This window comes from Mesorhizobium sp. M0633, assembly GCF_040320645.1.
Taxonomy (GTDB): Bacteria; Pseudomonadota; Alphaproteobacteria; order Rhizobiales; family Rhizobiaceae; genus Mesorhizobium.
In genome coordinates this window covers 103,281-127,586 of record NZ_JAMYQC010000002.1, presented here as the reverse complement: position 1 = coordinate 127,586, position 24,306 = coordinate 103,281, and the positions used below count along the sequence as shown (strand labels likewise).

General features: G+C 62.3%; 26 protein-coding genes and 2 pseudogenes. 13 read left to right on the top strand and 15 right to left on the bottom strand.

The window, feature by feature from the left end:
* Nucleotides 1–178: 178 nt before the first annotated feature.
* Nucleotides 179–1,066 (bottom strand): LysR substrate-binding domain-containing protein, encoded by an 888-nt coding sequence (locus NKI47_RS02555; protein ID WP_023677271.1) that lies wholly within the window; start codon nt 1,064–1,066, stop codon nt 179–181.
* A 75-nt stretch (nt 1,067–1,141) separates the two neighbouring features.
* Between NKI47_RS02555 and NKI47_RS02550 the strand changes: the two genes are divergently transcribed.
* Together NKI47_RS02550 and NKI47_RS02545 are read left to right on the top strand one after the other, a co-directional pair.
* Nucleotides 1,142–2,731, top strand: coding sequence for a zinc-binding metallopeptidase family protein (locus NKI47_RS02550; RefSeq protein WP_352587514.1), 1,590 nt, complete (start codon nt 1,142–1,144; stop codon nt 2,729–2,731).
* A 33-nt stretch (nt 2,732–2,764) separates the two neighbouring features.
* The gene (locus NKI47_RS02545; protein WP_352455436.1) at nt 2,765–3,697 is read left to right on the top strand and encodes a dimethylarginine dimethylaminohydrolase family protein; all 933 of its coding nucleotides are present in this window, start codon (nt 2,765–2,767) and stop codon (nt 3,695–3,697) included.
* 80 nt (nt 3,698–3,777) lie between these two features.
* Here the strand turns inward: NKI47_RS02545 and NKI47_RS02540 are convergent, their stop codons facing one another.
* The gene (locus tag NKI47_RS02540; RefSeq protein WP_352587172.1) at nt 3,778–4,785 is read right to left on the bottom strand and encodes an ornithine cyclodeaminase family protein; all 1,008 of its coding nucleotides are present in this window, start codon (nt 4,783–4,785) and stop codon (nt 3,778–3,780) included.
* A 158-nt stretch (nt 4,786–4,943) separates the two neighbouring features.
* On the opposite strand from NKI47_RS02540, the gene NKI47_RS02535 reads away from it, so the two are divergent.
* Entirely contained in the window at nt 4,944–5,405 is a 462-nt protein-coding gene (locus NKI47_RS02535) for an Lrp/AsnC family transcriptional regulator (RefSeq protein ID WP_352587169.1), read from the top strand.
* A 106-nt stretch (nt 5,406–5,511) separates the two neighbouring features.
* Here the strand turns inward: NKI47_RS02535 and NKI47_RS02530 are convergent, their stop codons facing one another.
* Nucleotides 5,512–5,895, bottom strand: a complete 384-nt coding sequence (locus NKI47_RS02530; protein WP_352587166.1) for a YybH family protein — start codon at nt 5,893–5,895, stop codon at nt 5,512–5,514.
* A 152-nt stretch (nt 5,896–6,047) separates the two neighbouring features.
* Nucleotides 6,048–6,733 (bottom strand): annotated as a pseudogene (locus NKI47_RS02525) (SDR family NAD(P)-dependent oxidoreductase).
* Between the two features lie 160 nt (nt 6,734–6,893).
* On the opposite strand from NKI47_RS02525, the gene NKI47_RS02520 reads away from it, so the two are divergent.
* Nucleotides 6,894–7,787 (top strand): LysR family transcriptional regulator, encoded by an 894-nt coding sequence (locus tag NKI47_RS02520; protein ID WP_352569123.1) that lies wholly within the window; start codon nt 6,894–6,896, stop codon nt 7,785–7,787.
* A gap of 80 nt (nt 7,788–7,867) precedes the next feature.
* On the opposite strand, the gene NKI47_RS02515 is transcribed toward NKI47_RS02520, so the two are convergent.
* A complete protein-coding gene (locus NKI47_RS02515) occupies nt 7,868–8,296 on the bottom strand; it encodes a VOC family protein (protein ID WP_023677279.1) in 429 nt (142 codons plus the stop codon).
* Between the two features lie 216 nt (nt 8,297–8,512).
* Between NKI47_RS02515 and NKI47_RS02510 the strand changes: the two genes are divergently transcribed.
* Entirely contained in the window at nt 8,513–9,715 is a 1,203-nt protein-coding gene (locus NKI47_RS02510; protein ID WP_352569124.1) for an MFS transporter, read from the top strand.
* Between the two features lie 93 nt (nt 9,716–9,808).
* Here NKI47_RS02510 and NKI47_RS02505 read toward each other — a convergent pair whose 3' ends face one another.
* Nucleotides 9,809–9,952 carry a hypothetical protein gene (locus NKI47_RS02505; RefSeq protein ID WP_352587162.1) on the bottom strand — a complete coding sequence of 48 codons (144 nt, stop codon included), beginning with the start codon at nt 9,950–9,952 and terminating at the stop codon, nt 9,809–9,811.
* The gene (locus NKI47_RS02500; protein ID WP_352587159.1) at nt 9,949–10,710 is read right to left on the bottom strand and encodes an RNA polymerase sigma factor; all 762 of its coding nucleotides are present in this window, start codon (nt 10,708–10,710) and stop codon (nt 9,949–9,951) included. Before NKI47_RS02500 ends, NKI47_RS02505 begins: the two co-directional genes overlap by 4 nt.
* Before the next feature lie 204 nt (nt 10,711–10,914).
* On the opposite strand from NKI47_RS02500, the gene NKI47_RS02495 reads away from it, so the two are divergent.
* The 7 genes from NKI47_RS02495 to NKI47_RS02465 all read left to right on the top strand — a co-directional run bounded on the left by NKI47_RS02495 (nt 10,915) and on the right by NKI47_RS02465 (nt 20,009).
* Nucleotides 10,915–12,321 (top strand): DHA2 family efflux MFS transporter permease subunit, encoded by a 1,407-nt coding sequence (locus NKI47_RS02495; protein WP_352587156.1) that lies wholly within the window; start codon nt 10,915–10,917, stop codon nt 12,319–12,321.
* Nucleotides 12,322–12,754: 433 nt separating this feature from the next.
* Nucleotides 12,755–13,951 (top strand): acyltransferase family protein, encoded by a 1,197-nt coding sequence (locus tag NKI47_RS02490; protein WP_352587153.1) that lies wholly within the window; start codon nt 12,755–12,757, stop codon nt 13,949–13,951.
* 2 nt (nt 13,952–13,953) lie between these two features.
* Nucleotides 13,954–15,057 (top strand): glycosyltransferase family 2 protein, encoded by a 1,104-nt coding sequence (locus NKI47_RS02485; RefSeq protein WP_352587150.1) that lies wholly within the window; start codon nt 13,954–13,956, stop codon nt 15,055–15,057.
* 6 nt (nt 15,058–15,063) lie between these two features.
* Nucleotides 15,064–16,092: a glycosyltransferase family 2 protein gene (locus NKI47_RS02480; protein WP_023677286.1), complete on the top strand. Its 1,029-nt coding sequence runs from the start codon at nt 15,064–15,066 to the stop codon at nt 16,090–16,092.
* 9 nt (nt 16,093–16,101) lie between these two features.
* The gene (locus NKI47_RS02475) at nt 16,102–17,889 is read left to right on the top strand and encodes an ABC transporter ATP-binding protein (protein WP_352587147.1); all 1,788 of its coding nucleotides are present in this window, start codon (nt 16,102–16,104) and stop codon (nt 17,887–17,889) included.
* Nucleotides 17,890–18,975: 1,086 nt separating this feature from the next.
* Nucleotides 18,976–19,191, top strand: a complete 216-nt coding sequence (locus NKI47_RS02470) for a hypothetical protein (RefSeq protein ID WP_023677289.1) — start codon at nt 18,976–18,978, stop codon at nt 19,189–19,191.
* Nucleotides 19,192–19,304: 113 nt separating this feature from the next.
* Nucleotides 19,305–20,009 carry an SOS response-associated peptidase gene (locus NKI47_RS02465; RefSeq protein WP_352587144.1) on the top strand — a complete coding sequence of 235 codons (705 nt, stop codon included), beginning with the start codon at nt 19,305–19,307 and terminating at the stop codon, nt 20,007–20,009.
* On the opposite strand, the gene NKI47_RS02460 is transcribed toward NKI47_RS02465, so the two are convergent.
* A complete protein-coding gene (locus NKI47_RS02460) occupies nt 20,006–20,266 on the bottom strand; it encodes a hypothetical protein (RefSeq protein ID WP_023677293.1) in 261 nt (86 codons plus the stop codon). The two genes, NKI47_RS02465 and NKI47_RS02460, sit on opposite strands and share 4 nt — an antisense overlap.
* A gap of 3 nt (nt 20,267–20,269) precedes the next feature.
* Entirely contained in the window at nt 20,270–20,530 is a 261-nt protein-coding gene (locus NKI47_RS02455) for a hypothetical protein (protein WP_352587141.1), read from the bottom strand.
* Nucleotides 20,531–20,666: 136 nt separating this feature from the next.
* Between NKI47_RS02455 and NKI47_RS02450 the strand changes: the two genes are divergently transcribed.
* On the top strand, nt 20,667–20,846 hold the full coding sequence (locus tag NKI47_RS02450) for a hypothetical protein (protein WP_352587138.1): 180 nt from the start codon (nt 20,667–20,669) through the stop codon (nt 20,844–20,846).
* Between the two features lie 44 nt (nt 20,847–20,890).
* Here NKI47_RS02450 and NKI47_RS02445 read toward each other — a convergent pair whose 3' ends face one another.
* From NKI47_RS02445 to NKI47_RS02420, 6 genes and pseudogenes are all read right to left on the bottom strand, one after another.
* A complete protein-coding gene (locus NKI47_RS02445; protein ID WP_352587135.1) occupies nt 20,891–21,610 on the bottom strand; it encodes a hypothetical protein in 720 nt (239 codons plus the stop codon).
* A 1-nt stretch (nt 21,611) separates the two neighbouring features.
* Entirely contained in the window at nt 21,612–22,322 is a 711-nt protein-coding gene (locus NKI47_RS02440) for a hypothetical protein (protein ID WP_352587132.1), read from the bottom strand.
* A gap of 14 nt (nt 22,323–22,336) precedes the next feature.
* On the bottom strand, nt 22,337–22,816 hold the full coding sequence (locus tag NKI47_RS02435; protein WP_352587129.1) for a hypothetical protein: 480 nt from the start codon (nt 22,814–22,816) through the stop codon (nt 22,337–22,339).
* A 539-nt stretch (nt 22,817–23,355) separates the two neighbouring features.
* Nucleotides 23,356–23,453: pseudogene (locus NKI47_RS02430) on the bottom strand (BA14K family protein); the annotation flags it as partial.
* A 263-nt stretch (nt 23,454–23,716) separates the two neighbouring features.
* A complete protein-coding gene (locus NKI47_RS02425; RefSeq protein ID WP_023677295.1) occupies nt 23,717–23,866 on the bottom strand; it encodes a hypothetical protein in 150 nt (49 codons plus the stop codon).
* A 3-nt stretch (nt 23,867–23,869) separates the two neighbouring features.
* Nucleotides 23,870–24,199 (bottom strand): DUF2934 domain-containing protein, encoded by a 330-nt coding sequence (locus NKI47_RS02420; RefSeq protein WP_287286361.1) that lies wholly within the window; start codon nt 24,197–24,199, stop codon nt 23,870–23,872.
* Between the last annotated feature and the right edge of the window lie 107 nt (nt 24,200–24,306).

Genomic DNA, 24,306 nt, shown 5'->3' with positions numbered 1-24,306 from the left:
TCGGCAAATTTGATTCATCTATGCGCCAATCTCCCCCCTCGAGGGGGAAATGTCGCCGAAGGCGACAGAGGGGGTCGCTTCGCTTGAAGTGCCAACCTCCTCTGCAGCAGCAGGCCGAGCCCAGTTGGACCGACCCCCTCTGGCCGCTTCGCGGCCATCTCCCCCTCGAGGGGGGAGATTAACGCTGGTTCTCCGACAGCTTCGACCTCAGCCACCGCCCAAACGCCTCCAGCACCGGATGCGCCGCCTTGGCGTGCTCGGAAACCAGAAAATACGAGCGCGGTGAATTGATCGCTATGTCGAAGGGGCGGACCAGCCGGCCTTCGCTCAGTGCCCGGCCGCTGGTCAGCTCGTCGCCCATGGCGATGCCCTGGCCGGCGATCGCCGCCGAAAAGACCAGGTTCATGTCGGAAAAGAAGATGCCGCCTTCCGGGTCGGGGTTCTCGACCTTGGACAGCGCCAGCCAGCGCGCCCAGTCCTCGGTATCGCCGAGATGCAGGAGATTGGCGCGCAGCACGTCGGCCGGCTTGGAGAAGCCGCCGATCTTGTTGAGCAGCGTCGGGCTGCACAGCGGCGTAAAGGAGATCCCGCACAACAGCTCGACCGCGCGGTTGGGCCAATTGCCGACGCCGAAGGCGATGAAGGCATCGGCCTCGGCATTGCTCACGTCGTCGAGACGCCGCGGCGTCAGGATGCGTAGCGCGACATCGGGGTACATCTGCCGGAACTCGCCGATATGGGTGCACAGGAACAGGGAGGCGAAACCCGGCGTACAACTGACACTGAATGAGCCGCCGATGCCGGTGCCGGCATGGCGTGTCACCGCGTCGCCCAGCACCGTCAGCGCCTTGCGCACGTCGCTGGCATAGCGTTGGCCGCGTGGCGTCAGCGCCACGCCTTTGCCGATGCGTTCGAGCAGATCGAAGCCGAGATCGCGTTCGAGCAGGCGCAACTGATGACTGACGGCACTGCGGGTCAGATGCAGTTCGTCAGCGGCGCGCCAGACGCTGCCGTGGCGGGCAAAACTGTCGAGGGCGCGCAGCGCCTGCGTCGAGGGAATTCTCAAGAGGTGAACCGAATTTGCATGAGCCGGGAAAACATATCACTTTTTGGCGTGGCGCTTCACTGCTTTCTTTCCGCCATGGAGAAACCGGTGACCTCGGCGCAAGCGACCGCGCTTGCCTGTCTGGACGACATCCAGCCGTCGCTGTCGGCGTGGACGCGGACCATCTTCGATTTCGGCGAGACCGCCTGGCGCGAATACCAGTCGGCGGCCTGGTATGTGGAGCAGTTGAAGCACGAAGGGTTTTCGGTCGAGGAAGGATCGGGCGGCATGCCGACCGCCTTCTGCGCCCACTGGACCAACGGGACCGGCCCGACGATCGGCATGTATGCCGAGTACGACGCGGTACCTGGCAATTGCCAGGATGCGGCGACGGTGAAGCGACCGCGCCCGGGGCTGGGCGAACAGGCCGGCGGCCACACCGATCCGCATTCCGGCCTCGGCATTGCCAGCCTCGGCGGGCTGCTGGCGACCAAGGTTGCGATGCAGCGCCACGGCATATCAGGCACGCTGCGCTTCACCGGCGAGCCGGCGGAGAAGGTGAGGGGATCGAAGCCGATCCATGCCGCGAAGGGCTATTACGATGGGCTGGCGGGCATGATCTCCTTCCATCCTTTTTACATGCTGCCGCTGTGCAACACGGCGCGCTGGGACACGCATTGCGGTGCGGCCTATGCGATGATCTACCGCTTTGTGTGCGACGAACCCGAAAATTGGGTTCGCGCAAGCGATGCAGCACCCATCCCGCAGGCGCATTCGGCAGTCAGGGCGCCCGGCGCCAACGACGCGCTCATGATGATGTATATGGCGTCCAAGGCGCTGCGCGATTCCATGCTGCCGCACCAGGGCGGCTGGTCGATCAGCGAGGCGATCCTGACGGCGGGCCAGGCGACCGCCGACAATCTGCCGGCCGGGCTGGCTGAGATCCAGTACATGATCCGCGTGCCGACGCTTGCCATGGCGGAGCAGGTCACCGCCATGCTCGACCGCAATGCGGAAGCCGCAGCCAGGATGAGCGGCTGCCGCTATGAGCGGCACTGGGTGTCGAAGTCGCGGCCGGGGCTTGCCAACCACGCAATGGCCGGCATTGCCTTCGACGCGCTGGCGGCGGTCGGGCCGCCGTGCTGGGACGAGACGGCCAAGGCGATCGCCCGCGAAATCCAGGTCAATGCCGGGGGCGAGGCGACCGAGGAACCATTCATCGACGAACTGGAGCGGCTGATTGCACCACAGGCGGCCGAGACGCTACTGCGCCACGACCTGCCGCCTTGGCAGCTCAATTCCACCTCCGACGATTACACCGACATGTCGTGGCATACACCGACGGCACGATTCTACGTCGCCCGGCCGGCGCTGCGATCCGAGAACGGCCACGCGTTTCCGTCCTGGGCGATGAATGCGCTGGGCGGCATTTCTGCCACCATCGACCCGATGGTCATCTGCGCCGCAAAGACGGTCGCGCTGGCAGCACTTCGCCTGTTGGAAGACGAGGCTGCGCGCGACGCGGCGATGGATGAATTCGTCACCCGCACCGGCGGCGGCATCGGCGGCTCGAACTGGATCGCGCCGCTCTGCGACTACGATCCGCCGATTGGATTTCGCTGGCCGGAATACATCACCACCCCGCGCGGGCGGGATTGGTGGATACCAAGCAACCAAGCCGCATGATCAACCAAGCCGCCCTTCACGAGGAGAAACCCCATGACCGTCCATGACCGCATCGTCACCGAGCCGTTTTCGCTGCAGCGCCGCAACCCGGCCGGCGGCACCAAGCCGCTGACCGCCTGGGGTTTCGCCAACGAAACCGATGTTCTGACCGACGTGCTGCTCGGCTCGCCGAATTTCCTGCGCCATCTCTCGACCAGCTCGCTGTCGCGCAAGCATCTGCGCGAAGCGCCATGCAACGTCCAGATCGCGCAAGCGCAGCACAAGGATCTGGTCGCCGCCTATGAGCATTTCGGTGTCAACATCCACTGGCACGAGCCGACGCCGGAACTGCCGATGCAGGTCTACTCGCGCGATTCCAGCGTCATGACGCCGTATGGCGCCATCATCACCGCCATGGCCCAGTGGTGGCGGCGCGGCGAGAACTACGCGGCGATCCGCACCTATGAGAAGCTCGGCATCCCGATCTACGACATGGTCACCGCGGGCACGTTCGAGGGCGGCGACTTCAACGTCATCGAGGACGGCGTCGTGCTGATCGGCTGCGGTGGCGCCCGCACGCAGGAGGAGGGCGCGCGCCAAGTGCAGGCCTGGTTCGACAAGGATGGCTGGGAGACCCGCATCGCCTTCATCGACGAATATTATGTCCATATCGACCTGATGGTGGTGCCGATCGCTGAAAAACTGACCGCCGTCTGCCTCGCCTGCACGGAGCCGGGCATCGTCGATTGGCTGAAGGGCAAGGGCCACGAAATCATCGACGTGCCGTTCCAGGATACCATGGCGCTCGGCTGCAACTTCATGTCGCTGGGCAAGGATCGGGTAATCGCGCCGACCTCGAGCCAGACGCTGATCGGTCAGCTCAAGGCGCGCGGCTTCGAGGTGGCGGCCATCGACATGAGCGAGATCTCGAAGACCGGCGGCGGCATTCACTGCATGGCGCAGGCGCTGAAGCGCGAGCCGGCCTGAGGGGCCGGCCTTTAGCCCGGCCGCTTGCGCGAAAGCGCCATTGTCAGCACCGTCGATCCCGCATGGCGCGCGGTACGCGCCTACAGCACGATGAGCTTTCCCTTGCGCAAACGCCGGGCGCAACGATAGACGAGGTCGGCGGCGACCATGTCTTCCATCGCAATGCCCATCGCCTTGTAGGTGGTGATCTGTTGATCCGAAACGCGGCCCGGCGCGCGGTCGAGCAGCATGGCGCCAAGCTCGGTGCCGAAATCCGGGTCGAAGCCGGCAAGCTCGCAAGATCCGACCGGGGTCGGTTTGAATGCATCCTTGGTTTCGACAAAAAGACTGGATCTGCCGATGAGCTCGATCGGCATTTCACCGCCGGGCGGCGCCACCCCGACCGAGGAGACATGCGTGCCCGGCTGGACCCAGCCTGCGTCGATCACCGGCTGGTAGGAGTGGGTCGCCAGGCACACCACGTCGGAACTGCGCACTGCCGTCTCGAGGTCGGCGACCGCCACCACCGACGGATGCAGCCGGGCAAGTGCTGCCGCATCGTCGAAGCTCTTCGAAGCGACACGGATTTCGGCAAAATCGCGCACCAGCGGCAACAGATGCAGGTGCTGGTTGGCCTGCACGCCGGCGCCGACCACTGTCGCTATCCTGGCATCCCGGCGCGCAAGCGCGCGCACCGACAGCACGGCGGAGCCGGAGGTTCGCGCCGCGGTTATGAAGGTGCCGTCCATGATGCAGACCGGCAGGCCGGACAGCGGATCGAACAGGCTGATGGTGGCGAGGTGGCTGGGCAGGCCGATTGCCAGGTTGCCTTCGAAGACATTGACGATCTTGACGGTCAGGTTCATGCCCTCCATCCAGGCCGGCATGGCGAGGCTGTAGCCGGCCCCGGGGATGTCGAGTTGTGGTCGGGGTGGATTGACGACCTTGCCTTGTGACAGCGCCTTGAAGCCGTCTTCCAGAACATCGAGAAGCTGGCTGAGGTCGATGCATGCCATCACGTCGGCTTCGCTCAGCACCAGGATCTCGGTCGTTCCCTTGCTGATTTCCGCCGCACTCCTGCCGGCTGGGCTGAACGCTTGTTTGGTCATCCTGCACTCCTGTGGTCGTCGAAATCGGCTCACCGCGTTTGCTTAGGTGAGAGAGGGAAGCGCAGGTTATTGCGACGTTTTATGTGATGAAATACGTTGTTTTTGGCATCTCTGCGTGAAATAAGCACAAAAATCTCTGAGATAGCGTGGATTGTGGAATGGAGGATCTCGACCAGATAGACCGCAGCCTGCTCAGGCTGCTCCAGGAAGACGGCCGTCGGACGACGCTTGATCTTGCCGGGCGCGTCGGGTTGTCGCCGACCGGAACCAGCCAGCGGGTGAAGCGCCTGTTCCGCGACGGGTTCATCACCGCGGTCAGGGCCATGCTCGATCCGCGCAAGGTCGGCCGGGGAACGCTGGTGTTCATCGAGGTCCGGCTTGACCACACGGCGCCGCACGTCTTTGACCGCTTTGCCGAAGCCGTGGCGAAAGCTCCGGAGGTTCTGGAGTGCCATATGGTGGTTGGCGGTTTCGATTATCTGGTCAAGGCGCGGATCGCCGATATGGCGGTGTTCCAGGATTTCCTGCAGCGGGTCATCCTGCCGCTGCCCGGCGTGCGCGAAACGCACACCTTCGCCTCCATCGCCGATGTCAAGCCGAACGCCCTTTTGCCGGTGTGATCGGGTAGAGGAGGGGAACGCTGTTCAGGGCGACCTGCATCGCATCTTCGCCATCTAATCGCTCCCCCTGGCGCGCCTTCAGGTGCAGCGATGCCGGAGACCGGCTCTAGCCTTGCAGGGTCAGCAGGTTCGCATCGCGCGCGAGCCGCCACTCACCATCCGCCTCCTTGCGCAGGAGCGTCAGCGCATATCCCGATCGATGGACCGGCTCGCCATTCGGCGGGGTCGCGGTCATGTCGATGCGGCTGCGGATGAAGGCCCAATTGCCGAGAAGCTGTAGTTCCACGATATCGCTCGTGCCGTCGATATGAACGCCGGCCGTCTCCCGCGCGGCTGCCGCGAAGATCGCCTTGTCGAAGGGTTCCCGGCCGGGAACCATGAAGATCGCGTCGTCCGTCATCAAGCTGAGGACGGTCGCGATGTCTCCACGCTTGCTCGCATCCATCCACGTCTCGACCAGCTTTCGGATTGCTTTTTCGTCGCCCGTCATCCGTTACCTCCCTGGCATCTCGCCGTCATCGATGGCGCACGGCGCTCCTCCCTCGCTGCTACATAGGGCTTAGATCGCTCTCGTCATCGATTGCAGTGCGTCGCGCCGCGGGTAGCACGGTCCGCGAGCCGGCAGGTTCGCGCCCTCCATGCCTATCGCCAGCCACCGGAGGCGGTGATGCGCTCGCCGGTCAGCCAGGACGCTTCGTCGGAGGCGAGGAACACCGCGACGCGGGCGACGTCGTCGGGAGGCCGAAGCGACCGAGCGGCGTCATGGCTATAATCTGCTTCTCGAATTCGCTGCCGATGATGCCGATGCGCGCGAGGCCCTCGGTATCGATGCCGCCGGGCGCGATGGCGTTGACGCGGATGTTGCGTGCGCCGAGCTCCCGCGACATCGACAGCGTGATCGTGTCCACCGCACCTTTGGTCGCGGCGTAGACGAGCGAGTTCGGCTGCGGATTGCGGCTGGCGACCGAGCTTATGTTGATGATGCTGCCGCCGCCCGCGCCAAAATGGTTCACTGCTGCTTGCGTGGTCAGAATGATGCCCAACACATTGGTGTCGAACTCGCGGTGAAACTCGGCCTCGGTAATCGCTTCCAGCGGCTCGAATGCGAAGACTCCGGCATTGTTGACCAGTATGTCGAGCCCGCCAAACTCCAATTTCGCCGCCTCGAACAGGCGGCGCACATCAGCCGCTTGCGACACGTCGCCCTGGACGGCGACGGCGCGGCCGCCACGGTCCTCGATCTCGGCGACGACGCGGTCGGCGCCTTCCCGTGACGAGGCGTAGTTGACGACCACTGCGGCGCCGGCCGTGGCAAGACTCTTGGCGATGGCGGCGCCGATACCCTTGGAGGCGCCGGTGACGATGGCGACCTTGCCGTTCAGCTTGCTCATCAAATCTCTCCTTTGTTGACGATGAGCGGTATTTAATCATGATCGAAACGCGTATTATGGTGCCCACAATCCGTTCTTTCGTGCCTGGAATTCCGGAATGACCACCATCCTCGAAAAGACCGCCGGTCTCGTCGCCTTCGTCCGCACGGTCGATGCCGGCTCGTTCCATGCCGCCAGCCGGCTGGTCGGCTCCAGCCCGTCGGCGGTGTCGAAAAGCGTGGCGCGGCTCGAGCGCCGGCTCGGCGTCAGGCTGATCCAGCGCTCGACGCGTCGGCTCGGGCTCACCAGCGAAGGCCTCGCCTACTACGAGCGCGTGGCGCCACTGCTAAGGGCGCTGGACGATGCCGAAGACATCGTCCAGATGGCCGATACGGCGCGCGGCCTGCTGCGCGTTACAGCGCCGGTCGAACTCGGTCGCGGCCTGATCGCGGCATGGGCGCAAGCGTTCCTTGCGCAGCATGGCGAAGTGAAGGTCGAGCTCAGCGTCACCGACCGCCACGCCGACCTGATCCGCGAAGGCTATGACGTTGCGGTGCGCATGGGGCCGCTCTCAGACACTGGGCTCGTCGCGCGCAAGATCGCCAATCTGCCGATCATGCTGGTGGCCTCACCAGCCTATGTCGAGCGGCGCGGCCGTCCGGCATCGGTCGAGGATTTACGGGACCATGAATTCGTCCGCCACCAGATGGCTGGCCGGCCTTATCCGGTCACGTTTGCCGACGGTACGATGATCGTGCCGGATGGGCGGTTAGACACCGACGACGGCGGCGCCATCCGCAATGCGGCACTTGCCGGCGCCGGCATCGCGCATCTGATGCGGTTTGCCGTGCAGAACGATCTCGACACGGGTCGCCTGGTCCGCATCCTGCCCGAGGTGGCGATGCCGACCATGCCGGTGCACATCGTCCATGCCTACGGGCGACAGCTGCCGGTCCGGGCGCGACTGTTCGTCAATTTCCTGGTGGGCCAAATGGCGGCACTGACGCGATAGGGCAGACGCGGTCTGACGCAAGCACCCAGGTTTGGCAGAGACCAACCGTGCCGGCCGGTGCGAACCACCTTTACCGGAAGCTAGAAGGTGATCTTCACTGAATCGGCGCTGCGGCTGGCCGGGCCGTGGTGGACGGCCTCGATGTTGTTGCCGTCGGGGTCGAGCAGGAAGGCGGCGTAATAGCCGGGATGGTAGGATCGTTCGCCCGGCGCACCATTGTCGGTGCCGCCGGCCTCAAGCCCGGCCCTGTAGAAGGCATCGACCATCGCACGGTCCTTTGCCTGGAAGGCCAGGTGGTGGCGGCCGGTCAGCTTTCCCAGGGCCGCCGGGCTGTCGGGGCTGGAGATGAACAGCTCGTCGGCCCAGAAATAATCATTGCCGGCGCCACCGATCGGGATGCCGAGCACGTTGAGAACCGCCTCGTAGAAACGGCGGCTGGCCTTGAGATCCCTGACCACCAGCTGGAGGTGGTCGATGAGACGGCCGCGATGAAGTTCCTGATTTGCCATGCTTGACAGCTCCTGATCGCCGATTGGAAATCTAGCTTCGAATGGTGCGCGGTCAATCCAGAAAGCCGTGGAATGGCGCCATCGCGCCGACTGGATAAAAAATGCAACCGGATTGTCGGATTCAAGACATCTCCAACGTCCTTCGGACGCAAGCGGCTCGGCGAAGCTCGAAAAGGTCGTGCCGTATCAACGCTTCCGACATGGGAGAAAAGTGAAATGAGCCTTCCCTATCGTTGGGTTATCGTCGCGGCTGGCGCACTGATGACCTGTGTTGCCCTCGGGGCGATGTTCTCGCTGGCGATCTTCCTCGAACCGATGGCGCTCGACACACAATGGTCGCGCGCCGGCATATCGAGTGCGATGACGCTGAACTTCCTGGTAATGGGTCTCGGCGGCTTCGCCTGGGGCGCCATTTACGACCGCTTCGGCGCCCGCATCGTCGTCATGACCGGCGCCGTGCTGCTCGGCCTGGCGCTGGTCCTGGCCAGCCGCACCGGTTCGCTACTCGTTTTCCAGTTGGCCTACGGCGTGCTCGTCGGCCTCGCGGCAAGCGCCTTCTTCGCGCCGATGATCGCGCTGACCTCCGCCTGGTTCGACACGAACCGCAGCCTCGCCGTCTCGCTGGTCTCGGCCGGCATGGGCGTGGCGCCAATGACCATCTCGCCGTTCGCCCGCTGGCTGATTTCGGCCTACGACTGGCGCACCGCGATGTTCGACATCGGCATAACCGCGTGGGTGCTGCTACTGCCGGCCGCGCTTCTGGTGCGCCAGCCGCCCCAACCCGCTGCCGACAGCGCTACCCCAAGCGTTGCCGCCGAGGGTGCCGGCATGACGGTTCCGCAGGCGCTGCGCTCGCCGCAATTCATCGTGTTGGGACTGACCTTCTTTGCCTGCTGCGCGGCGCATTCCGGGCCGATCTTCCACATGGTGAGCTATGCGATGCTGTGCGGCATAGCGCCGATGGCGGCGGTCAGCATCTACAGTATCGAGGGCCTGGCAGGGCTGGGTGGCCGGCTGCTTTACGGCGTGCTTGCCGATCGGTTGGGCGTCAAGCCGGTGCTGATCACCGGGCTGGCCATACAGGCCGTGGTCATCGCCGCCTATCTGGCGGTCAGCGAGCTTGGTCAATTCTACACGCTCGCCGTCATCTTCGGCGCCACCTATGGCGGCGTCATGCCGCTCTATGCGGTGCTGGCGCGGGAATATTTCGGCCAGCGCATCCTCGGCACGGTGTTCGGTGCCGTAACCATGCTGTCCAGCCTCGGCATGGCTTTCGGCCCGCTCGCCGGCGGCATGGTGTTCGATGCCTATGCCAGCTATTCCTGGCTGTTCATCGGCTCGGCCCTTGTCGGGCTTGGCGCGATGGCGATTGCGATCGCCTTCCCGCCGCTGCCGCGCAGGGAGTTGCAACCGGCTTAAAGCAGGATCGGCGGAAAAGGGCGGCCGCTTGGATGGCAAGCGGCCGCGATCCAAAAATAGCTGGCAGTGTTCGGCATTATGAAACGCGAATTGCTATGCAAGCAGAGGCACCACCTCGGCGCCATCAAGCGTGTAGCGCGCATAGCGGAAATCGCGAATTCTCGCCAGTCTGTCGCCGGCCCATTCCAGCAGGATGAAATATTTTAGCCCTCTGGCCGAGTCGTCCGGATCGATCACCAGAATGGCTGGCTGCCGATCCACCAGGCCTGGAAGCAGCCGCCAATGTGGATACCCGCGTAATTATGGAAGTACCGGCCCACTTTCGTGCGGCCACTCGCCCGGAGCCGGTTGACGAGGTCAAGCCGGACGTCCTCGGCCAGCATGTCGCGGATCGCATCGAAGTCGCGGGCGTTGAACCGCTCTACATAGGCTGCCAGACGCGCCCGTTCGGCCTCGGCCAACACCGGCACAGGCCGATCGTGAGGCTCGCCGGCGACCTGGCGCAGGCGCAAACGGCCGCGATGCAGTGCGGCTTTCACCGCCGGAACGCTGCTGTCGATAATGTTGCCGATCTCTTCGATCGTATAGCCGAGCACATCCATGAGGATGACGCTGCTACGCTGCGTCGCGGGCAGGCGCATGAAGGTCTGCAGGCTTGCGGCTGCGGTGTGTCGACCCTCGGCCGACATACCGGGGTCAGGGATCATATCGATATCCTCAACGATATGCGCGGCATCCACCCTGGCGCGACGGCGTAGGTGGTCGAGCGCGGCATTGTGCGCGATGCGAAACAGCCAGCCCTCGACATTGGCTATCGGCCCGGTCCCGGGGAACGCCTCGAGCGCCTTGACCGTAGCTTCCTGGACGACATCCTCGGCATCGATCACCGAACCGGTCATGCGGGCGCAATAACGGTGCAGTTTCGGCCGTAATTCGCCGAGCAGCCGGTCAAATGGCTCCCGTCCTTCTGGCGTGCCGATTGCGGATCCGGTCATCGCACAAGGGTCGATTTCATGCGTATCTCCCAGGCAGAGGCGCCCGCCATCGGGCGCAGCGTCCTATAGACGCTCGACGATGGCAAAAGGATTCGGTCGAAAAAACTTTCTCTAGCTGGAATCCTTTCATGATCCCTACGCGTCTCTGGATCATGGGCTCGTGAACTTGGCTAGCCCTTTGTTCAAGCCGGAGGCGCCATAGTCATGAGCAAGCAAAGTGCGGGATCAACGAAGGTCTGGGTTCTCGCCCTCACGTCGATAGGCTCCTTGATGGTCGTTCTCGATGCGATGGTTGTGGCGACCGCATTGAGCACGATGCGGGTCGAGCTCGATGCCTCGCTGGAGACGCTGCAATGGACGATGAACGCCTATAATTTGAGTTTTGCCGTCCTGCTCATGACCGGGGCTGCGCTCGGTGACCGGTTCGGCCGCCGCCGTACGCTCGTTGCCGGATTGGCGTTGTTCGTCGCAGCGTCGGTTGCCTGCGCGCTCGCTGGCAATGCCGGATTGCTGATTGCGGCCCGTGCGGTCCAGGGCGCAGGTGCCGCAATGGTCATGCCGCTGGCCATGGCGCTGCTGAGCGTCGCTTTTCCCCCGGAGGAGCGAGGCAAGGCGCTGGGTATCTTCAGCAGCATCACCGGCCTGGCTCTGATCATCGGCCCGATGGCGGGCGGTGCGATTTCCGAAGGGCTCTCCTGGCACTGGATCTTCTGGCTCAATGTCCCGGTCGGAATCGTTCTCATCCCGCTGGTGATGCGTCGGATTCCGGAGAGTTACGGGCCGGGCACGGCAATCGATGTCCTCGGCGTCGTGCTGGTAACTGCGGCGGCATTCGGAGTGGTCTGGGGCCTGATGCGCGGCAACATCGTGGGCTGGAGCAGCTCTGAAGTGCTGTCGGCGCTGACGGCCGGGCTGCTTCTGGCCATCGCATTCGTCCTTTGGCAGCTGCGTACCCGTGAGCCCATGCTGCCTTTGCGGTTCTTTCAGGCGCGCGCATTCTCCTCGGGCGTAGGGGCGAACTTCCTGCTCTGCGCCGCCATGTACGGGCTCGTGTTCCTGTTGCCGCAGTTTCTGCAGTTTGCCCAGAGCCGTGGGCCGCTCGGCGCCGGCATGGGATTGCTGCCTTGGACCGCCACGCTTTTCGTGGTCGCACCGATCGCCGGCAGCCTGATCAACCGCGTTGGCGAGCGCTGGCTTGTCGTGGCCGGATTGATCCTGCAAGCGGCTGGAATGGCCTGGCTGGCGCAGATCGCAGCACCTGATCTGCCCTATATCCAGCTAGTCGCCCCGCTGATCATTACCGGTGCCGGCGTGTCGATGGCCATGCCTGCCGCGCAGAACGCGGTTCTCAATGCGGTCGCCCGGCCGGAGGTCGGCAAGGCTGCCGGCACGTTCAACACATTCCGCTTCCTCGGTGGCGTATCCGGGATCGCGATCGCCGGTGCGGTGTTCGCCGGCACTGGAAGCTTCTCGTCCACCGACGCGTTCAGCGATGGCTTCACCTCGGCAATCGACGTCTCCGCTCTGCTCTCGCTCGCCGGCGCGCTCGTCGGATTGGGGCTCCCGGAGCGTCGCGCAGTGGTGCTCGCGAATGCCAGCAAGGAGGCGTAACTCGGAGGCGGGAAGCTTGCGCTTGCTCCCACTGTTGTCGCGTTAACAGCAGGCCGCGCCAGCGCAGCAAAAAGGTCGCCGAGCGTCGGTTGCCGGCCGGTCCTGTGGGGGCATCTGTGTCCAGACCCAGATCTTGCGCGCCCGTGATGGCGGCGAACATGCTGCATCGCAGCACCCTGCCGCCGATATCGGCGGGCCAAGGGAGTGCGAGAAAATCGTCAAAAATGGACAATTCGGGCTGGTTCCTGCTGTTTTTGGCTTTTATTAGCCGTGCCTCACGTTCCTGTTTCAAATGTGTCAACTTTTTGTGTTGCGTTGCACAATGGTGGTCCTATTCTGCGCAAGGGGGGCGCTTCCGATTGGAATGCGCCGTGAACGAAGCCGCTATATTGACCGATTGGCAGTTTCGCCGTCCCGCCGGCGTACGTCACTAATGGGAAATGCGCGCGACACCCAATTGGACGCGCTGAGGGCCATCGCCGTGACGATGGTGCTGTACTCCCATTTCTTCGCGGCTGGAGGGTCCTCGTTCTGGGGCCATATCGGCGTGCGTCTGTTCTTCGGGCTGAGCGGCTTTCTGATCACCCGCCTGCTGCTCGAAGCCCGCTCGGCCGCCGAATTCGAAGCCGGACCGGCGCTGAGATCCTTCTATATCAGGCGGGCGCTGCGGATATTCCCGCCCTATTTCGCCGTGCTGGGTTTCGTCTGGTTGGTGGACCTGGAGCAGTCTAGAGGATCACTGGTCTGGCATGCGTTCTATCTGTCGAATTTCTGGTACGCGGCGCAGAATGAATGGACGCCCTGGCTGCTCTGCCATTTCTGGAGCCTGAGCATCGAGGAGCAGTTCTATATCGTCTGGCCGCTGATCGTCCTGCTGGCGCCGCGCCGGCGCCTCGAATCGATCTGCATCGGCGTTATCGTGCTGTCGCTGGCCTATCGGTTTTATTGGCCGATCGCTGGAACGCCGGGTTTGGCACGCGACCTGCTGCCGCCGGCGTCGATGGACGCATTGGCGTCAGGCGCGCTGCTTGCCGCCTACCGGTCAAGAACAGCCGGCTTGCCGCAATGGCTTCGAAATGGCTGGCCGGGGCTCGCTGTGGCGTTTTTCGTTCTGCAGTGGTTTGCGCCGGCGCCGGCAAATCCGGTGCAGGAATGGGGCCTCTGGCTGCTGTTGCAGATACTGCCTCTCGTACCGCTGGTGGTCATCGTTGCAAGCTGTTCGACAGGGGTTGGCGGCTATATCGGAAAACTTCTCGAACTGCCGCCGCTGCTTGGCCTTGGCCGCATCAGCTACGGCGTCTATCTCTACCATCCGATAGTGCTGGCGTTGGTCGTCAAATCGCAGCCGTGGATCCCGCTCAACGTCTCGGAACAAGGGCCGGGACGGTTCCTGGTCGCGGGAACTGCGACGCTCATGCTGGCCTCGGTCTCGTGGCTGCTTTTCGAGAAGCCGCTCAACAGCCTCAAACGCCACTTCCCCTATGTTGCTCGAAAGGGCCGCGGCGCCATCCCGGCAGGCATCGACGTGGGCAATGCCGGATGGCTCGCGGCGGGAGCATATCCGGGCAGGCCGCTCGATGGTGGCACGTCACCCTTGCCGCGCAAGCTGCAGCGAACCGATCGGAGCTGATCATGGCTGCTCCCTTGGTGTCCGTCGTGCTGCCGATCTACAATGCCGGACCTTATCTCGCCGCTGCGCTGGGCAGCATCCTGCGGCAGGATTACGAGCGTCTGGAGGTCATCGCCATCGATGACGGCTCGACCGACAACTCGCTGCAGATCCTGCAGAAATACCGCCAGGCCGACAGCCGCATCTCGATCATCTCACGCGAAAACCGCGGCCTGATCGCAACTTTGAACGAAGGCCTGGCCGTGGCGCGCGGCGATCTGGTCGCCAGGATGGACGCCGACGACATCGCCTATCCCCAGCGCCTGTCGCGGCAGGTCGCGCTGTTCAACCAGCAGCCTGACCTCGCTCTATGCGGCGCGGGTTTCGATACCTTGCTCGGCAACCGCGTCGTCAGGGGTTCGCCCGATCCGATATTCCAGGACAATCCGCTGCGTATATTGTCGATGTTCTTCACGATCTTCATGCATTCCACCGTGGTATACAACAGGAATGTCATAGAAGAAGATGTTCTATATTACGATACCAGCTACAAGCATGCCGAGGATTTCGACCTGTTCAGGCGGCTGACCGACCGCTACCCGGCGGCCATGAGCCCCGAAAGCCTGATCGCCTATCGTATCCATGACGACAGCGTGACCAACAGGCACAAGCGCGAAATGCGCAGGACGCATTTGAAGATCGTCGCCGAGAACCTCGAGCGCGAAGGGCTCGTACAAGAGACGCAGGACCTCCGCGGCATCGGTGAAGTCCTGTCGATGGACACGGTTCGCCGTGCCGCCGAATGGATCCTTTCGCTTGAAGAAAGGATTGCCGCGCTGCCGGCCGAGACGAGGCCGAGCTACCAGGCTGGCACGCTGAACCTGTTCTATTTCCTCTATCAGCTGATATCGGGGGAAAGACAGCCGCTGCTGATGCACGAATTCCTGACGCGGACGGCGAAATGGAAACTCATCCGGCGGCGCGAGCAGTACGTGTTTCGCACCGGTGCCTTCGCGCCGCGTTTCAGTCTCGCCTCGATGTCGGTCACCAGGCAGGTGGATGCCCTGTCGCGGTATCTGCAGTCCGTGCCGGCCGCGGCGGTTTTGCCTTCGAACCAGTTGAGCTAGCAGCGCATGTTCGTCAAATCCCATCAGCTCCAGCAGCGCGGCCGCTCGACGGTGCCGGCGGCCATGTCGCCCCGGCCGCAGCACGGGCCGGCACCGGAGGTCAGCTTCATTGTCTGCACACGCGACCGCGTCAACGTGCTCGAGCCTTGCATAAAGTCGATCCAGGCCGCGTGCCGCGCCTACGCTGCCTTCTCTGCCGAACTGGTGGTTGTCGACAACGGTTCGACCGACTGCACAGCAGAGCGGCTGGCCGGCATAGCCGAACTTTCGGACATTCCGTTCACGGCCATTCGCGAACCACGACCTGGACTGGCGGCCGCGCGCAATGCCGGGCTGGAGCGGGCGCGGGGCCGCGTGCTGGTTTTCGTCGATGATGATTGCGCAGTCCACAAGGATTATCTGCGCGATCTGCAGCGGCACTATGCGGCCGGCGAACGGGTCATCCGCGGTGGCCGCGTCGAGATCGGCGATCCTCGCGACCTGCCGTTCACCATCAAGCGGTCGCCGGTGCGCGCGCGGCTTACGCCGGATGTCCATCCCGGCGGCTTCGTGCTTGGCTGCAACATGACGATGCACCGCGATGTTGCCGCCCGCATCGGCCGTTTCGACGAACGGTTCGGCGCCGGCGGCCCGCTGCGCTCCGCCGAGGATACGGACTATCTGGTGCGGGCGGTGCTGCTTGGGATTCCGGTCGAATATGTGCCCGACATGACCATCTATCACCATCACGGCCGGCGCGACCGCAAGGCCATCGAAAAGCTGCACCGCGACTACAGCATGGGTAATGGCGGGCTTTGCCTGAAACATATCCGCCACGCGCCGTGGCTGCTTCGGCATTGCTACTGGTCGATGAGGGCGGCCTTGCGCGAACTGGTGAAAGGCCCTCTGTTCGACCGTGAACTCAAGCTGTCGCACTGGCCGATCGTCGGCATGAATTTGCTCGGCGCGGCCAAGTTCGCGGTGCTTTTGCTGGCGAAATCGCCGCAACCGGCGCAAATGCGACAGGAGCAACAGGCAAATGCCGAGGCGAGGTGATCCGCCACCATGCGATTGATGCCGCCCAGCCTGCCGATGCTGCGCCGCGCGCTCGGAAGAAAGCAGTTGCGCCTGCTTCCTGCCGTGGTGGTGCTCGGGCTGCTCAGCGCCGCGCTTGAAGGTTTTGGTATCGGCCTGATCATTCCGTTGCTGAACATAATCATGGGGCAACAGGGGCAGACCGGCATGGCTGGCTTCTCCGCCGTCTTCCAGCATGTCGGATCGAGCTTGAGCGAGCGCGACCGGCTGATCGTCATTTCGGTCGCCATCCTCGGCTCGATCGTGCTGAAGAACCTGTTCGCCTTTGCCAACACGCTGCTGACCACCTTCATCTACGGCAAGGCAAGCCATTCGATCCGCAGCGCGCTGTCGGAGCAGCTGCTGCGGGTGGGCTACCCGTTCTTCCTGCAGCAAAGCCCCGGACGGCTGCTCAACATCATCTCCAACGAATCCTGGCGGGCCTCGGATGCCATCCAGATCACGCTGGGAGCAATCGTCAACGCGTCGGCCGCAATCATCCTCCTGACCTTCCTGCTGCTCCTGTCGTGGCAGATGACGCTGCTGGTGACGCTCGGGCTGGCGCTGGTCCAGGTCGCGCACGCCGTGCTGTCGGCCAATCTGAAGGCGCCGAGCCGCAGCGTCGCCTCCCGCAACAGCCAGCTCGCATCGCAGATGCTGCATCTGGTGCATGCCGGGCGGCTGATCCGCATTTTTGGCCAGGAGCAACGCGAGAAAGCGGCTTTCGACCAGGCATCCGACGCGGTGCGCCGGGCGGCCTTCGTGCTTTTAACCCGCCAGGGAGCGTTGCCGCCGCTGACCGAGGTTCTGCACGCCATGCTGTTCCTGGCGGTGGTGATCGGCGCCTGGTTCGCCAATGTTTCCTTCCCGCTGATCGTCGCCTTCGTCATCCTGCTCTACAGGCTGCAGCCCTACATGCGGTCGCTGCAAATGGCCTGGAGCCAGCTGCAGGGCCTCAGCGGATCGCTGGAAGAGGTGACGTGGATGCTGGACCCGTCAGACAAGCCCCAGCCGCCGCAAGGCAGCGCAGCGTTCCCCGGGCTCAGCCAAGGCATCAAGTTCGAGGACGTCACCTTTACCTATTCCGGCTCGGAGCAGCGCGCGGTGGTGCTGCATGCGGCGAGTTTCGATATCGGTAGCGGCCGCTCGACCGCGCTGATCGGCCGGTCGGGCGCCGGCAAGACGACGATCGTCAACCTTTTGTGCCGCTTCGTCGAACCGGATAGCGGCAGGATTCTCGTTGATGGATCGCCTCTGGACCGCATCGACCCCAGCCAATGGCGAAAGCACATCGCGCTCGCCAGCCAGGAGCTGGAGCTGGTCGACGGCACGATTTTCGACAACATCATCTACGGCCAGGACGCGGCCTCGGCCGATGACGCCGAGCGCGCGGCAAAACTGGCCGAAGCGCATGGCTTCATCGAGCAACTGCCGCAGGGCTACCGGACGGTCGTCGGCTATCGTGGCGTCAATCTCTCGGCGGGACAGCGGCAGCGGATCGCGCTGGCCAGGGCCCTGGTGCGCGATCCCGATATCCTCATCCTCGACGAAGCCACCAATGCGGTGGACGGCCTGTCGGAAGCGGCAATCGTCGAGACGCTCAAGTCGCGCGCCGGCCGTCGCACCACCATCGTCATCAGCCATCATCGCAGCACCATCTCGTTCTGCGACGACGTCGTGATCCTGAGCCACGGCCGCGTGAAAAAGCAGGCACCCTTCGCCGCCCTGGCGACGCTCAGCATGGACGAGCTTTACCAGCACGAGGCGCTGGAAGGCTGAGGGCGACCCCGCTGCATGCGCGCGCTGGGAGGTCGTCTCGGATGTCAAGCCAGGTCAAGCATCTCAGGGGCGAGGAAGACCTCCGCCATACGTCTCTACGGGATTTCTGGGATGATGAGTGATCCCGAGCTTACCCGCTTTCCATCTGGAGCGTACCGAACCAAGGGTCCGCCTGCCAAATCCAGCAATGGCAGGCGGACCCTAATCAGCGCATGAAGGGACTGATTCTGCGCCGATGTCTCCTCGAGGAGGTGACGCCATCAACTGAAGACGGGCGCAGTTGTTCCCGACGCCGGCCGTGCACAAGACCATTGCGCAGGCAGGTCAGACTTAGGTCCCTGTAAACGCGCATCGCTGGCTGGAGTGAACATCGGATCGGCTCGGTGGTAGCGAAACTTCGGCCGGAGATAGATGCAGCCATTGGGTTCCGGGGCATGACCGGCTCGGCGCTGATGATGGGCGGCGATCGATCCCCGCACGACTGATGCCGAGGGGCGCTTGCAGTCCTGCGGAATACGCATCCACCGGCGCCAGTGAAGTTGTCCAAGCGGTACGGGCTCAGCGGTCGTCAAGCTGTTGCTAATATGCAGCACAGGCAGCGCTCTATGAACGGGGTCGCTTGGAACCGCTACCTCCGACCAACCGTTAGTGTCACAATGACAAACCAAAAAGTGAGGCTGATGATGGACCCGATGCAAAACAACACGTTGGAGATCTGGTGTCTTGCGGCCGTTCCGCTATCACTACTCCTTACGGTATTATTAGCCGGATTTATCCTTTAGCCGGACCCAACGAGGCCGGCTGCGGACCGGGGCCCGGAAGATGAAAATGCCGGCCATTTAGGCACGCTAGGCGTCGCGGACACCTCGTAGCACCAGGCCGTGGCAGCCTTTCCAACATTGCCATCATAATCGGCTCTTTCGACCGGTCCGGTCGGCGGCGATTGCTCGCAGGCCCGTTGCGAGGGCGAGCATGCGAGCTCGTACGTTTTTTACACAATCTGTGATTGGTGGACTCGCCCGCCGCCATCGACGTTAATTTTGCGTTAGCGACAGGAGGGGGGAGATCGCTAACGGGAGGAAGAAAATGAAAGAAAACTACGATCTGACGATCGATTACGACGAACCTTACGACAACAAGCCTTACGATCTAGCCACATTCGCAAGGAAGCACGGGCTCAACATTCGAGCCGCCGAGCTTCTTCTTTTCGCCAAAGGCCCGTCTCGAGCGGCCTGCGATGCCGCGGCGAGGGCTTTTCTCGCGGCGGTAGCCGCACAAGCTATGAGACAATCGGCGCGGTAGGTCTCACAAAGCCATTGCTGACACGGCCTGCCGTGTCAGCAACTCAACGGACAGCGCTGGAAATTCCGGGCCGTTTCCAACAAGATGCCTGAGCATCCGGGAACGGCCTGAAAATGTGCAATCTCTACAACATCACGACCAGCCAGGAGGCTATCCGCCAGTGGACCCGCGCCTTGCGCGACATCCTCGGCAATCTCGAACCCTCCATCGACATCTATCCCAACCAGCCCGGCCCGGTGGTGCGCAACGCGCCGGACGGCGAACGCGAATTGGCCAATCTGCTGTGGGGCATGCCGACGCCACTGGAGCGGGTCAAGGGCAAGGCCGACTACGGCACCACCAATATCCGCAATCCGCAATATGGCCATTGGCAGCAATATCTCGGCATCGAGAACCGCTGCGTGGTGCCTGTCACCAGCTTCGCCGAGCCCAGCCCGACGCCCGGCGACAAGGACCCCGAGACCGGCATTCAGCGCAACTACTGGTTTGCACTCGGCGAGGACCGCCCGCTATTCTTCTTTGCCGGCCTGTGGACGCGCTGGCAGGGCATTCGCAAGATCAAGGACGGCCCCGCCGATCACCAGGTCTATGGCTTCATGACGACCCAGCCCAACGCGCTGATCGCGCCGATCCACGAGAAGGCGATGCCGGTGATCCTGACCACGCCGGAAGAAACCGAGGCCTGGCTCACCGCGCCGTGGTCGGAGGCAAGGCACCTGCAGCGCACGGCGCCCGATGACGCGCTGGTGATCGTCGACAAGCCGGCGACACAGATCAAGTTTCCGCAGCAGGCGCCGGTGCAAGGCTCGTTGTTTTAGCGCTTGAACTTCTGCAGCACCCAGATGTAGCCCTTGGGTGGATGGTCCTGGTCGATGAACTGCGTCTTCACCGTCGTGTCCTTGCGGCTGCATCGTTTGCACCTGAACCTGATCGCTTCCAGCGGCTTGTTCCAGCCCACCACCTGGGCCACGTCATTCGCCCTGAAGCGTCCGACATGGTAGCAATGGCCGCACTCCACGATGAGCAGCATGTTGGCCTTGGCGGCACGCCCAACGCTGTCCATCGGCCCGGCCATGGCTCATTTCCGGGTCGAGTAATCCTCGGGGAGGGGAAGCAGGCCAAGCTCCGCCATCCGGTAATCGGGCTCCTTCTCCGCGACGCTGGCCAGCACCTCGTGCAATTTCTCGACAAGCCCGCAAAGCTGCCAGAACAGCTCGCCATGCGCCTTCAGATGCAGCTGCGACGACAGCACCGTCCGGCGCAGGCTCAAAGTGTCCCTGATGATTGCCTCCGCATCCCTCGCCGACAGCCTGTCGAACCGGCTTTTTCGTCTGCCCATCGCGGCTCTCCTCGATTTGTGAGCAACCGCCCCACCTACTGACAAATAGGAAGGCATTCCTCGCAGAGTCAATTCGCTCTTGACACTTTTGTTCCCGTTTTGTTCAATTTCAACAGGAACGATCGGAGCCGTCGTCATGGACCACATCGTGAGGCTGGACAGCCGCCAGGAGGCAGCCCTGCAGGCCATCGCCGACAAGTTCATTGCCCAGCACCAGGGCGATGCGGTGAAGGCGCTCAAGGAGATGATTGTGCTGAATGGGCATTTGCAGGAACGGCTTGATACGGTGGAGGGATCGCGCCGGGTGAGAGGCTAGAAGGGTGCCGCTCGACCTTCATTGAACAGAAATGAGCCACTCCGCTAACTTTGTTCGCCGGCACTGGTTACGAAATACTGGCCTGTTGAAGACAAATGAACATAGCGTTTCTTGACTAGGTCTTTAAGTCCGTTGCTGACCGAGGGCTGACTGCACTTGACAGCGGTACCTAATTCGGTGCGCGTCAATCCTGCCGGCCTTGCATGGGCCAGTAGTAACAGCAGCTCATACTTTGCCGCGACGGGTTTACCCACAAACACTTCTCCATCGATGGCCTCGATCAATGGGATCGACGTTCGCGTCAGCGCAAGCATCGCCTGGGCCACAGCTTTGTCATCACTGACATGATAGAGCCGTAGGAACTCTGCGATGATCCAACTCGCCCCTGCCACCGCTAGGGATACGTCAATGGAAGTTGGATCAATTTCCTTCACGTGCACGGCGTTTCGCTTGCTGCGGAGGTCGTAGATCATGCCATAAGCGGCACGAGGTATGAGGAATCGCAGCGAATCCGAAAGTGACGTGTCGTTTTCTATCTGCTTCATAGTTTGGGCGACCTGTTTTATCTCGACGGGCGTGGTGCCCGTACGGAGATGTTCGATCGTCCGAAACACCTGCTCGACGAGCCGGCCGCCTTTCACCAGCGCGCCCTCCAAGTCTCCAGCGCGATGTTTTGCTAATAATTGCTCGTAAGCGTCGACCAGTTCAGTTACCAGCAGGGGTTGGATATGTGCGGACAGGTTCGCGATGATGGTGTCGCGCATGTTAAGCCGCCCTATAGCCCCATATTTCCTTGTTTCCGTTGATGACCTTTTTGCGCTTCAACTTGCCGTTTCGAACCAGATCGGCGATGGGTCCAGATAGGGATGTTGTCTTGGCTATAATTGCGCGCTCATGTAGCTCAGCCAAGACTTGTGGCAAGGTCCGCACCTCTGAGAAGAAGTCATCTTTTACTAACCGGTCTAGCGATGCCCGGATCGGCACAACCGATTTCCGCCTGCTTGTTTGACCAGTCTGGATGGTCGCCTGTTCATCTGGCGAAAGCGTTTTCGCTATCTTGTCAGCTTTACCGGCAGTGCGCTTGGCGGGAGCCAACGCCTTCTCCCCCGCAACCGTGCTCGCAATTGCCTCGAGGTTGGCTACCTTGACCGAATAATGGCCATCAACAACTGCAAGAAGGCGGGAATCTTTCAATTTCTTGAGCGTGGGGCGCAAAGAGCCGCCATGGATGCCAGTAAGCGCTTCCAAAGCAGCAGGTCGCGTGTCGACCGAGCGAGTTTCGTCGGTCACGTACTTCCAGCCCACAATCGCAACAAGCATTACTAGAACTTTGGCGTCGTTCCCCAATGCCATGCCGGCCCGGGTAAATACGATTTCGTAGGTTCCTGGATCATACCGGATATAATCGGCTATGATCTTCTCGATCATCTCCTCCGTGATCTTGCCACGATCCGCAACCAAATCCTTGAGAGCCATGGATGCGTGTCCTCTTACTTCTTCGCGTCGGCCCCGAAGTGCCGATCAACAGCCTGTATTCCGGTTTTGGTCACGTAGTAGTGGCCCGCCTTTTGATGTGCCCCGGCGATTGCCCCAGCTTTGATGGCCACCCCGAAATCTCGCGGGAAATTCGAGGGCATAGGTTCTCTCGCAGCAGCAAAGCGGTCCTTTATGTCCTCACGGGAGAAGGTGGGCTGACCCTCATGAAGGCCAATATAATGACCTATTGCCACAATTTGATCCGGCTTACGCACTGCTTTGACCTCGTCGAGAAATTCTCTGAGCGAGATTTTAACTGGTAGCTCTACCGGCGCTCCCGTGGATGCGGTCGAAGTATTACTGGCAGACATATCTCTGCCAATAACCACGCTCATGATCGCAGCAAATTGATCTGGGCTGATCTCACGCTTGATCTCGACCCCATTCCCCTTTAGCGTCAGTGTGAACTGCTCCAGCCCTTCATTATCAGCCATTTCAGCACTATCCCTATCGCGACAATCTAAAGCTGTATCGTCGCCGTCGTTCAATGTCAACGCGCCGACGTTAAAGTTTTCTACATGTCTGTGGATATCTGATATTGTCTTAGATAAAATGCTTTTGTTACAGCGAGTTATGATCCAATGCTCTTCTGCAATGTTTCAATGTGTATAGTGATGCCGGGTAGAAGTCTGTATGCAAGACATTATATGCGAAAATTATCCCCATGAAATCAATGCCTTAAAGCGGCTTGTCCGCTGACGTCCTATTGACATACAGAATTGCATGAGAAGCGTATGTTAAAGTCTCGATAGAGCCGAGCACGTTTGATCGGCGCGTGTGTGAGCGCTAATCGATCCGGTGTGCGGTGCCGAACCCGCTGATCTCGCCGCGATGTTCGTTTCAGGATTGCCATGCTGCAGTCTCGGCCACTCGGCAAGGAGCTGGATTCGAAGTCGGTCAGGTGCCGTGGGCGCGGGCCGTGTTCCTATTCCAGGCGTGCCCTCACCTCACCATCGTGTCCGCGACGCCCCACCTACTCGCACTGCCGGCGCGGCCCCCCGGAATAGGGCTGATAGCTGTTGTCTTCCGGTCGATATGACCGGTAGCGGCTGAAGCAGTATGCACGTGGTCGGATGACAGCTCTGCGCCGCCGGGTTCATCCGATGGCGGGTAGCCCTCCACCGACGACGTATCGCTCGCCTCGACGTAGCTGCCGTCATCGGCGGCGTCGAGATAGGGCGAGATGCAAGGGCGCTGCCCTTCGCTGTAGGATGTGTAGTGGTCGTCGCTTGGCCTGTGGGAGCGGTAGTGGCTTCGCGACGGCTTGTTGCGGGCTGGAATTCAGGTTCCGCCAGGCGTCCGGCGCGGCTGCCTGGGAAGCGACAGCACGCCCCTCAATGCCTCTTGAAATACTGCACCTCGCGTTCGTGCTTTTCGGCGGCCTCGCGGGTATCGAAGGTGCCGAGATTGCGGCGCTTGCCGGTCTTTTCGTCCTTCTTGCGCGAATAGAGGCGGTATTTTCCGTCTTTGAGTTTTCTGATCATCTGTCACTCCCCGAGCCGCTGCTTCCCCTTAAGGTTGCGTGCGGCTTGTTCGATAGCCGCCCTGTCGTTTCCCAGCCTGTCGATCAGCTCCTGCGCCTGTTCGCCCGATATGCCGGTGCGCACCGCCAGGGCCTCTACCGTCAAAACGTCGGAGCTCGCGACCTCGCGGGTTTCCGGCAGGGCATCGCCTGCCGTCAGTGGCAGGGCTGCCTCCCTGTCGATCTCGGCCTCGGCCCGGTGCCAGTGCCGCTCGGGATCGCCATGGATCCCGCCTTCGCGTTCCCAGATCTGGTATGCGCGCTCACGAATCTTGTCTTCCCGGTCGTCGCCCATGTTGATTTCTCCTTTGGGTATCGGATGAACGCCGCGCCAACCCGAACGATCCAAGAAATCTGCGTGATCGTTGGGTGGGTCGCACAAGGCGCCATGCACTGCGGCCG

Bases quoted from the DNA above. Each gene is read 5' to 3' on its own strand.
- NKI47_RS02450 (WP_352587138.1), top strand. From the start codon at position 20,667: ATGGACCACATCGTGAGGCTGGACAGCCGCCAGGAGGCAGCCCTGCAG.
- NKI47_RS02425 (WP_023677295.1), bottom strand. From the start codon at position 23,866: ATGATCAGAAAACTCAAAGACGGAAAATACCGCCTCTATTCGCGCAAG.
- NKI47_RS02490 (WP_352587153.1), top strand. From the start codon at position 12,755: ATGGGAAATGCGCGCGACACCCAATTGGACGCGCTGAGGGCCATCGCC.
- NKI47_RS02460 (WP_023677293.1), bottom strand. From the start codon at position 20,266: ATGGCCGGGCCGATGGACAGCGTTGGGCGTGCCGCCAAGGCCAACATG.
- NKI47_RS02445 (WP_352587135.1), bottom strand. From the start codon at position 21,610: ATGCGCGACACCATCATCGCGAACCTGTCCGCACATATCCAACCCCTG.
- NKI47_RS02440 (WP_352587132.1), bottom strand. From the start codon at position 22,322: ATGGCTCTCAAGGATTTGGTTGCGGATCGTGGCAAGATCACGGAGGAG.
- NKI47_RS02475 (WP_352587147.1), top strand. From the start codon at position 16,102: ATGCGATTGATGCCGCCCAGCCTGCCGATGCTGCGCCGCGCGCTCGGA.
- NKI47_RS02465 (WP_352587144.1), top strand. From the start codon at position 19,305: ATGTGCAATCTCTACAACATCACGACCAGCCAGGAGGCTATCCGCCAG.
- NKI47_RS02455 (WP_352587141.1), bottom strand. From the start codon at position 20,530: ATGGGCAGACGAAAAAGCCGGTTCGACAGGCTGTCGGCGAGGGATGCG.
- NKI47_RS02545 (WP_352455436.1), top strand. From the start codon at position 2,765: ATGACCGTCCATGACCGCATCGTCACCGAGCCGTTTTCGCTGCAGCGC.
- NKI47_RS02530 (WP_352587166.1), bottom strand. From the start codon at position 5,895: ATGACGGGCGACGAAAAAGCAATCCGAAAGCTGGTCGAGACGTGGATG.
- NKI47_RS02500 (WP_352587159.1), bottom strand. From the start codon at position 10,710: ATGACCGGATCCGCAATCGGCACGCCAGAAGGACGGGAGCCATTTGAC.
- NKI47_RS02495 (WP_352587156.1), top strand. From the start codon at position 10,915: ATGAGCAAGCAAAGTGCGGGATCAACGAAGGTCTGGGTTCTCGCCCTC.
- NKI47_RS02435 (WP_352587129.1), bottom strand. From the start codon at position 22,816: ATGGCTGATAATGAAGGGCTGGAGCAGTTCACACTGACGCTAAAGGGG.
- NKI47_RS02520 (WP_352569123.1), top strand. From the start codon at position 6,894: ATGACCACCATCCTCGAAAAGACCGCCGGTCTCGTCGCCTTCGTCCGC.
- NKI47_RS02420 (WP_287286361.1), bottom strand. From the start codon at position 24,199: ATGGGCGACGACCGGGAAGACAAGATTCGTGAGCGCGCATACCAGATC.
- NKI47_RS02485 (WP_352587150.1), top strand. From the start codon at position 13,954: ATGGCTGCTCCCTTGGTGTCCGTCGTGCTGCCGATCTACAATGCCGGA.
- NKI47_RS02510 (WP_352569124.1), top strand. From the start codon at position 8,513: ATGAGCCTTCCCTATCGTTGGGTTATCGTCGCGGCTGGCGCACTGATG.
- NKI47_RS02480 (WP_023677286.1), top strand. From the start codon at position 15,064: ATGTTCGTCAAATCCCATCAGCTCCAGCAGCGCGGCCGCTCGACGGTG.
- NKI47_RS02515 (WP_023677279.1), bottom strand. From the start codon at position 8,296: ATGGCAAATCAGGAACTTCATCGCGGCCGTCTCATCGACCACCTCCAG.
- NKI47_RS02550 (WP_352587514.1), top strand. From the start codon at position 1,142: ATGGAGAAACCGGTGACCTCGGCGCAAGCGACCGCGCTTGCCTGTCTG.
- NKI47_RS02540 (WP_352587172.1), bottom strand. From the start codon at position 4,785: ATGACCAAACAAGCGTTCAGCCCAGCCGGCAGGAGTGCGGCGGAAATC.
- NKI47_RS02470 (WP_023677289.1), top strand. From the start codon at position 18,976: ATGAAAGAAAACTACGATCTGACGATCGATTACGACGAACCTTACGAC.
- NKI47_RS02535 (WP_352587169.1), top strand. From the start codon at position 4,944: ATGGAGGATCTCGACCAGATAGACCGCAGCCTGCTCAGGCTGCTCCAG.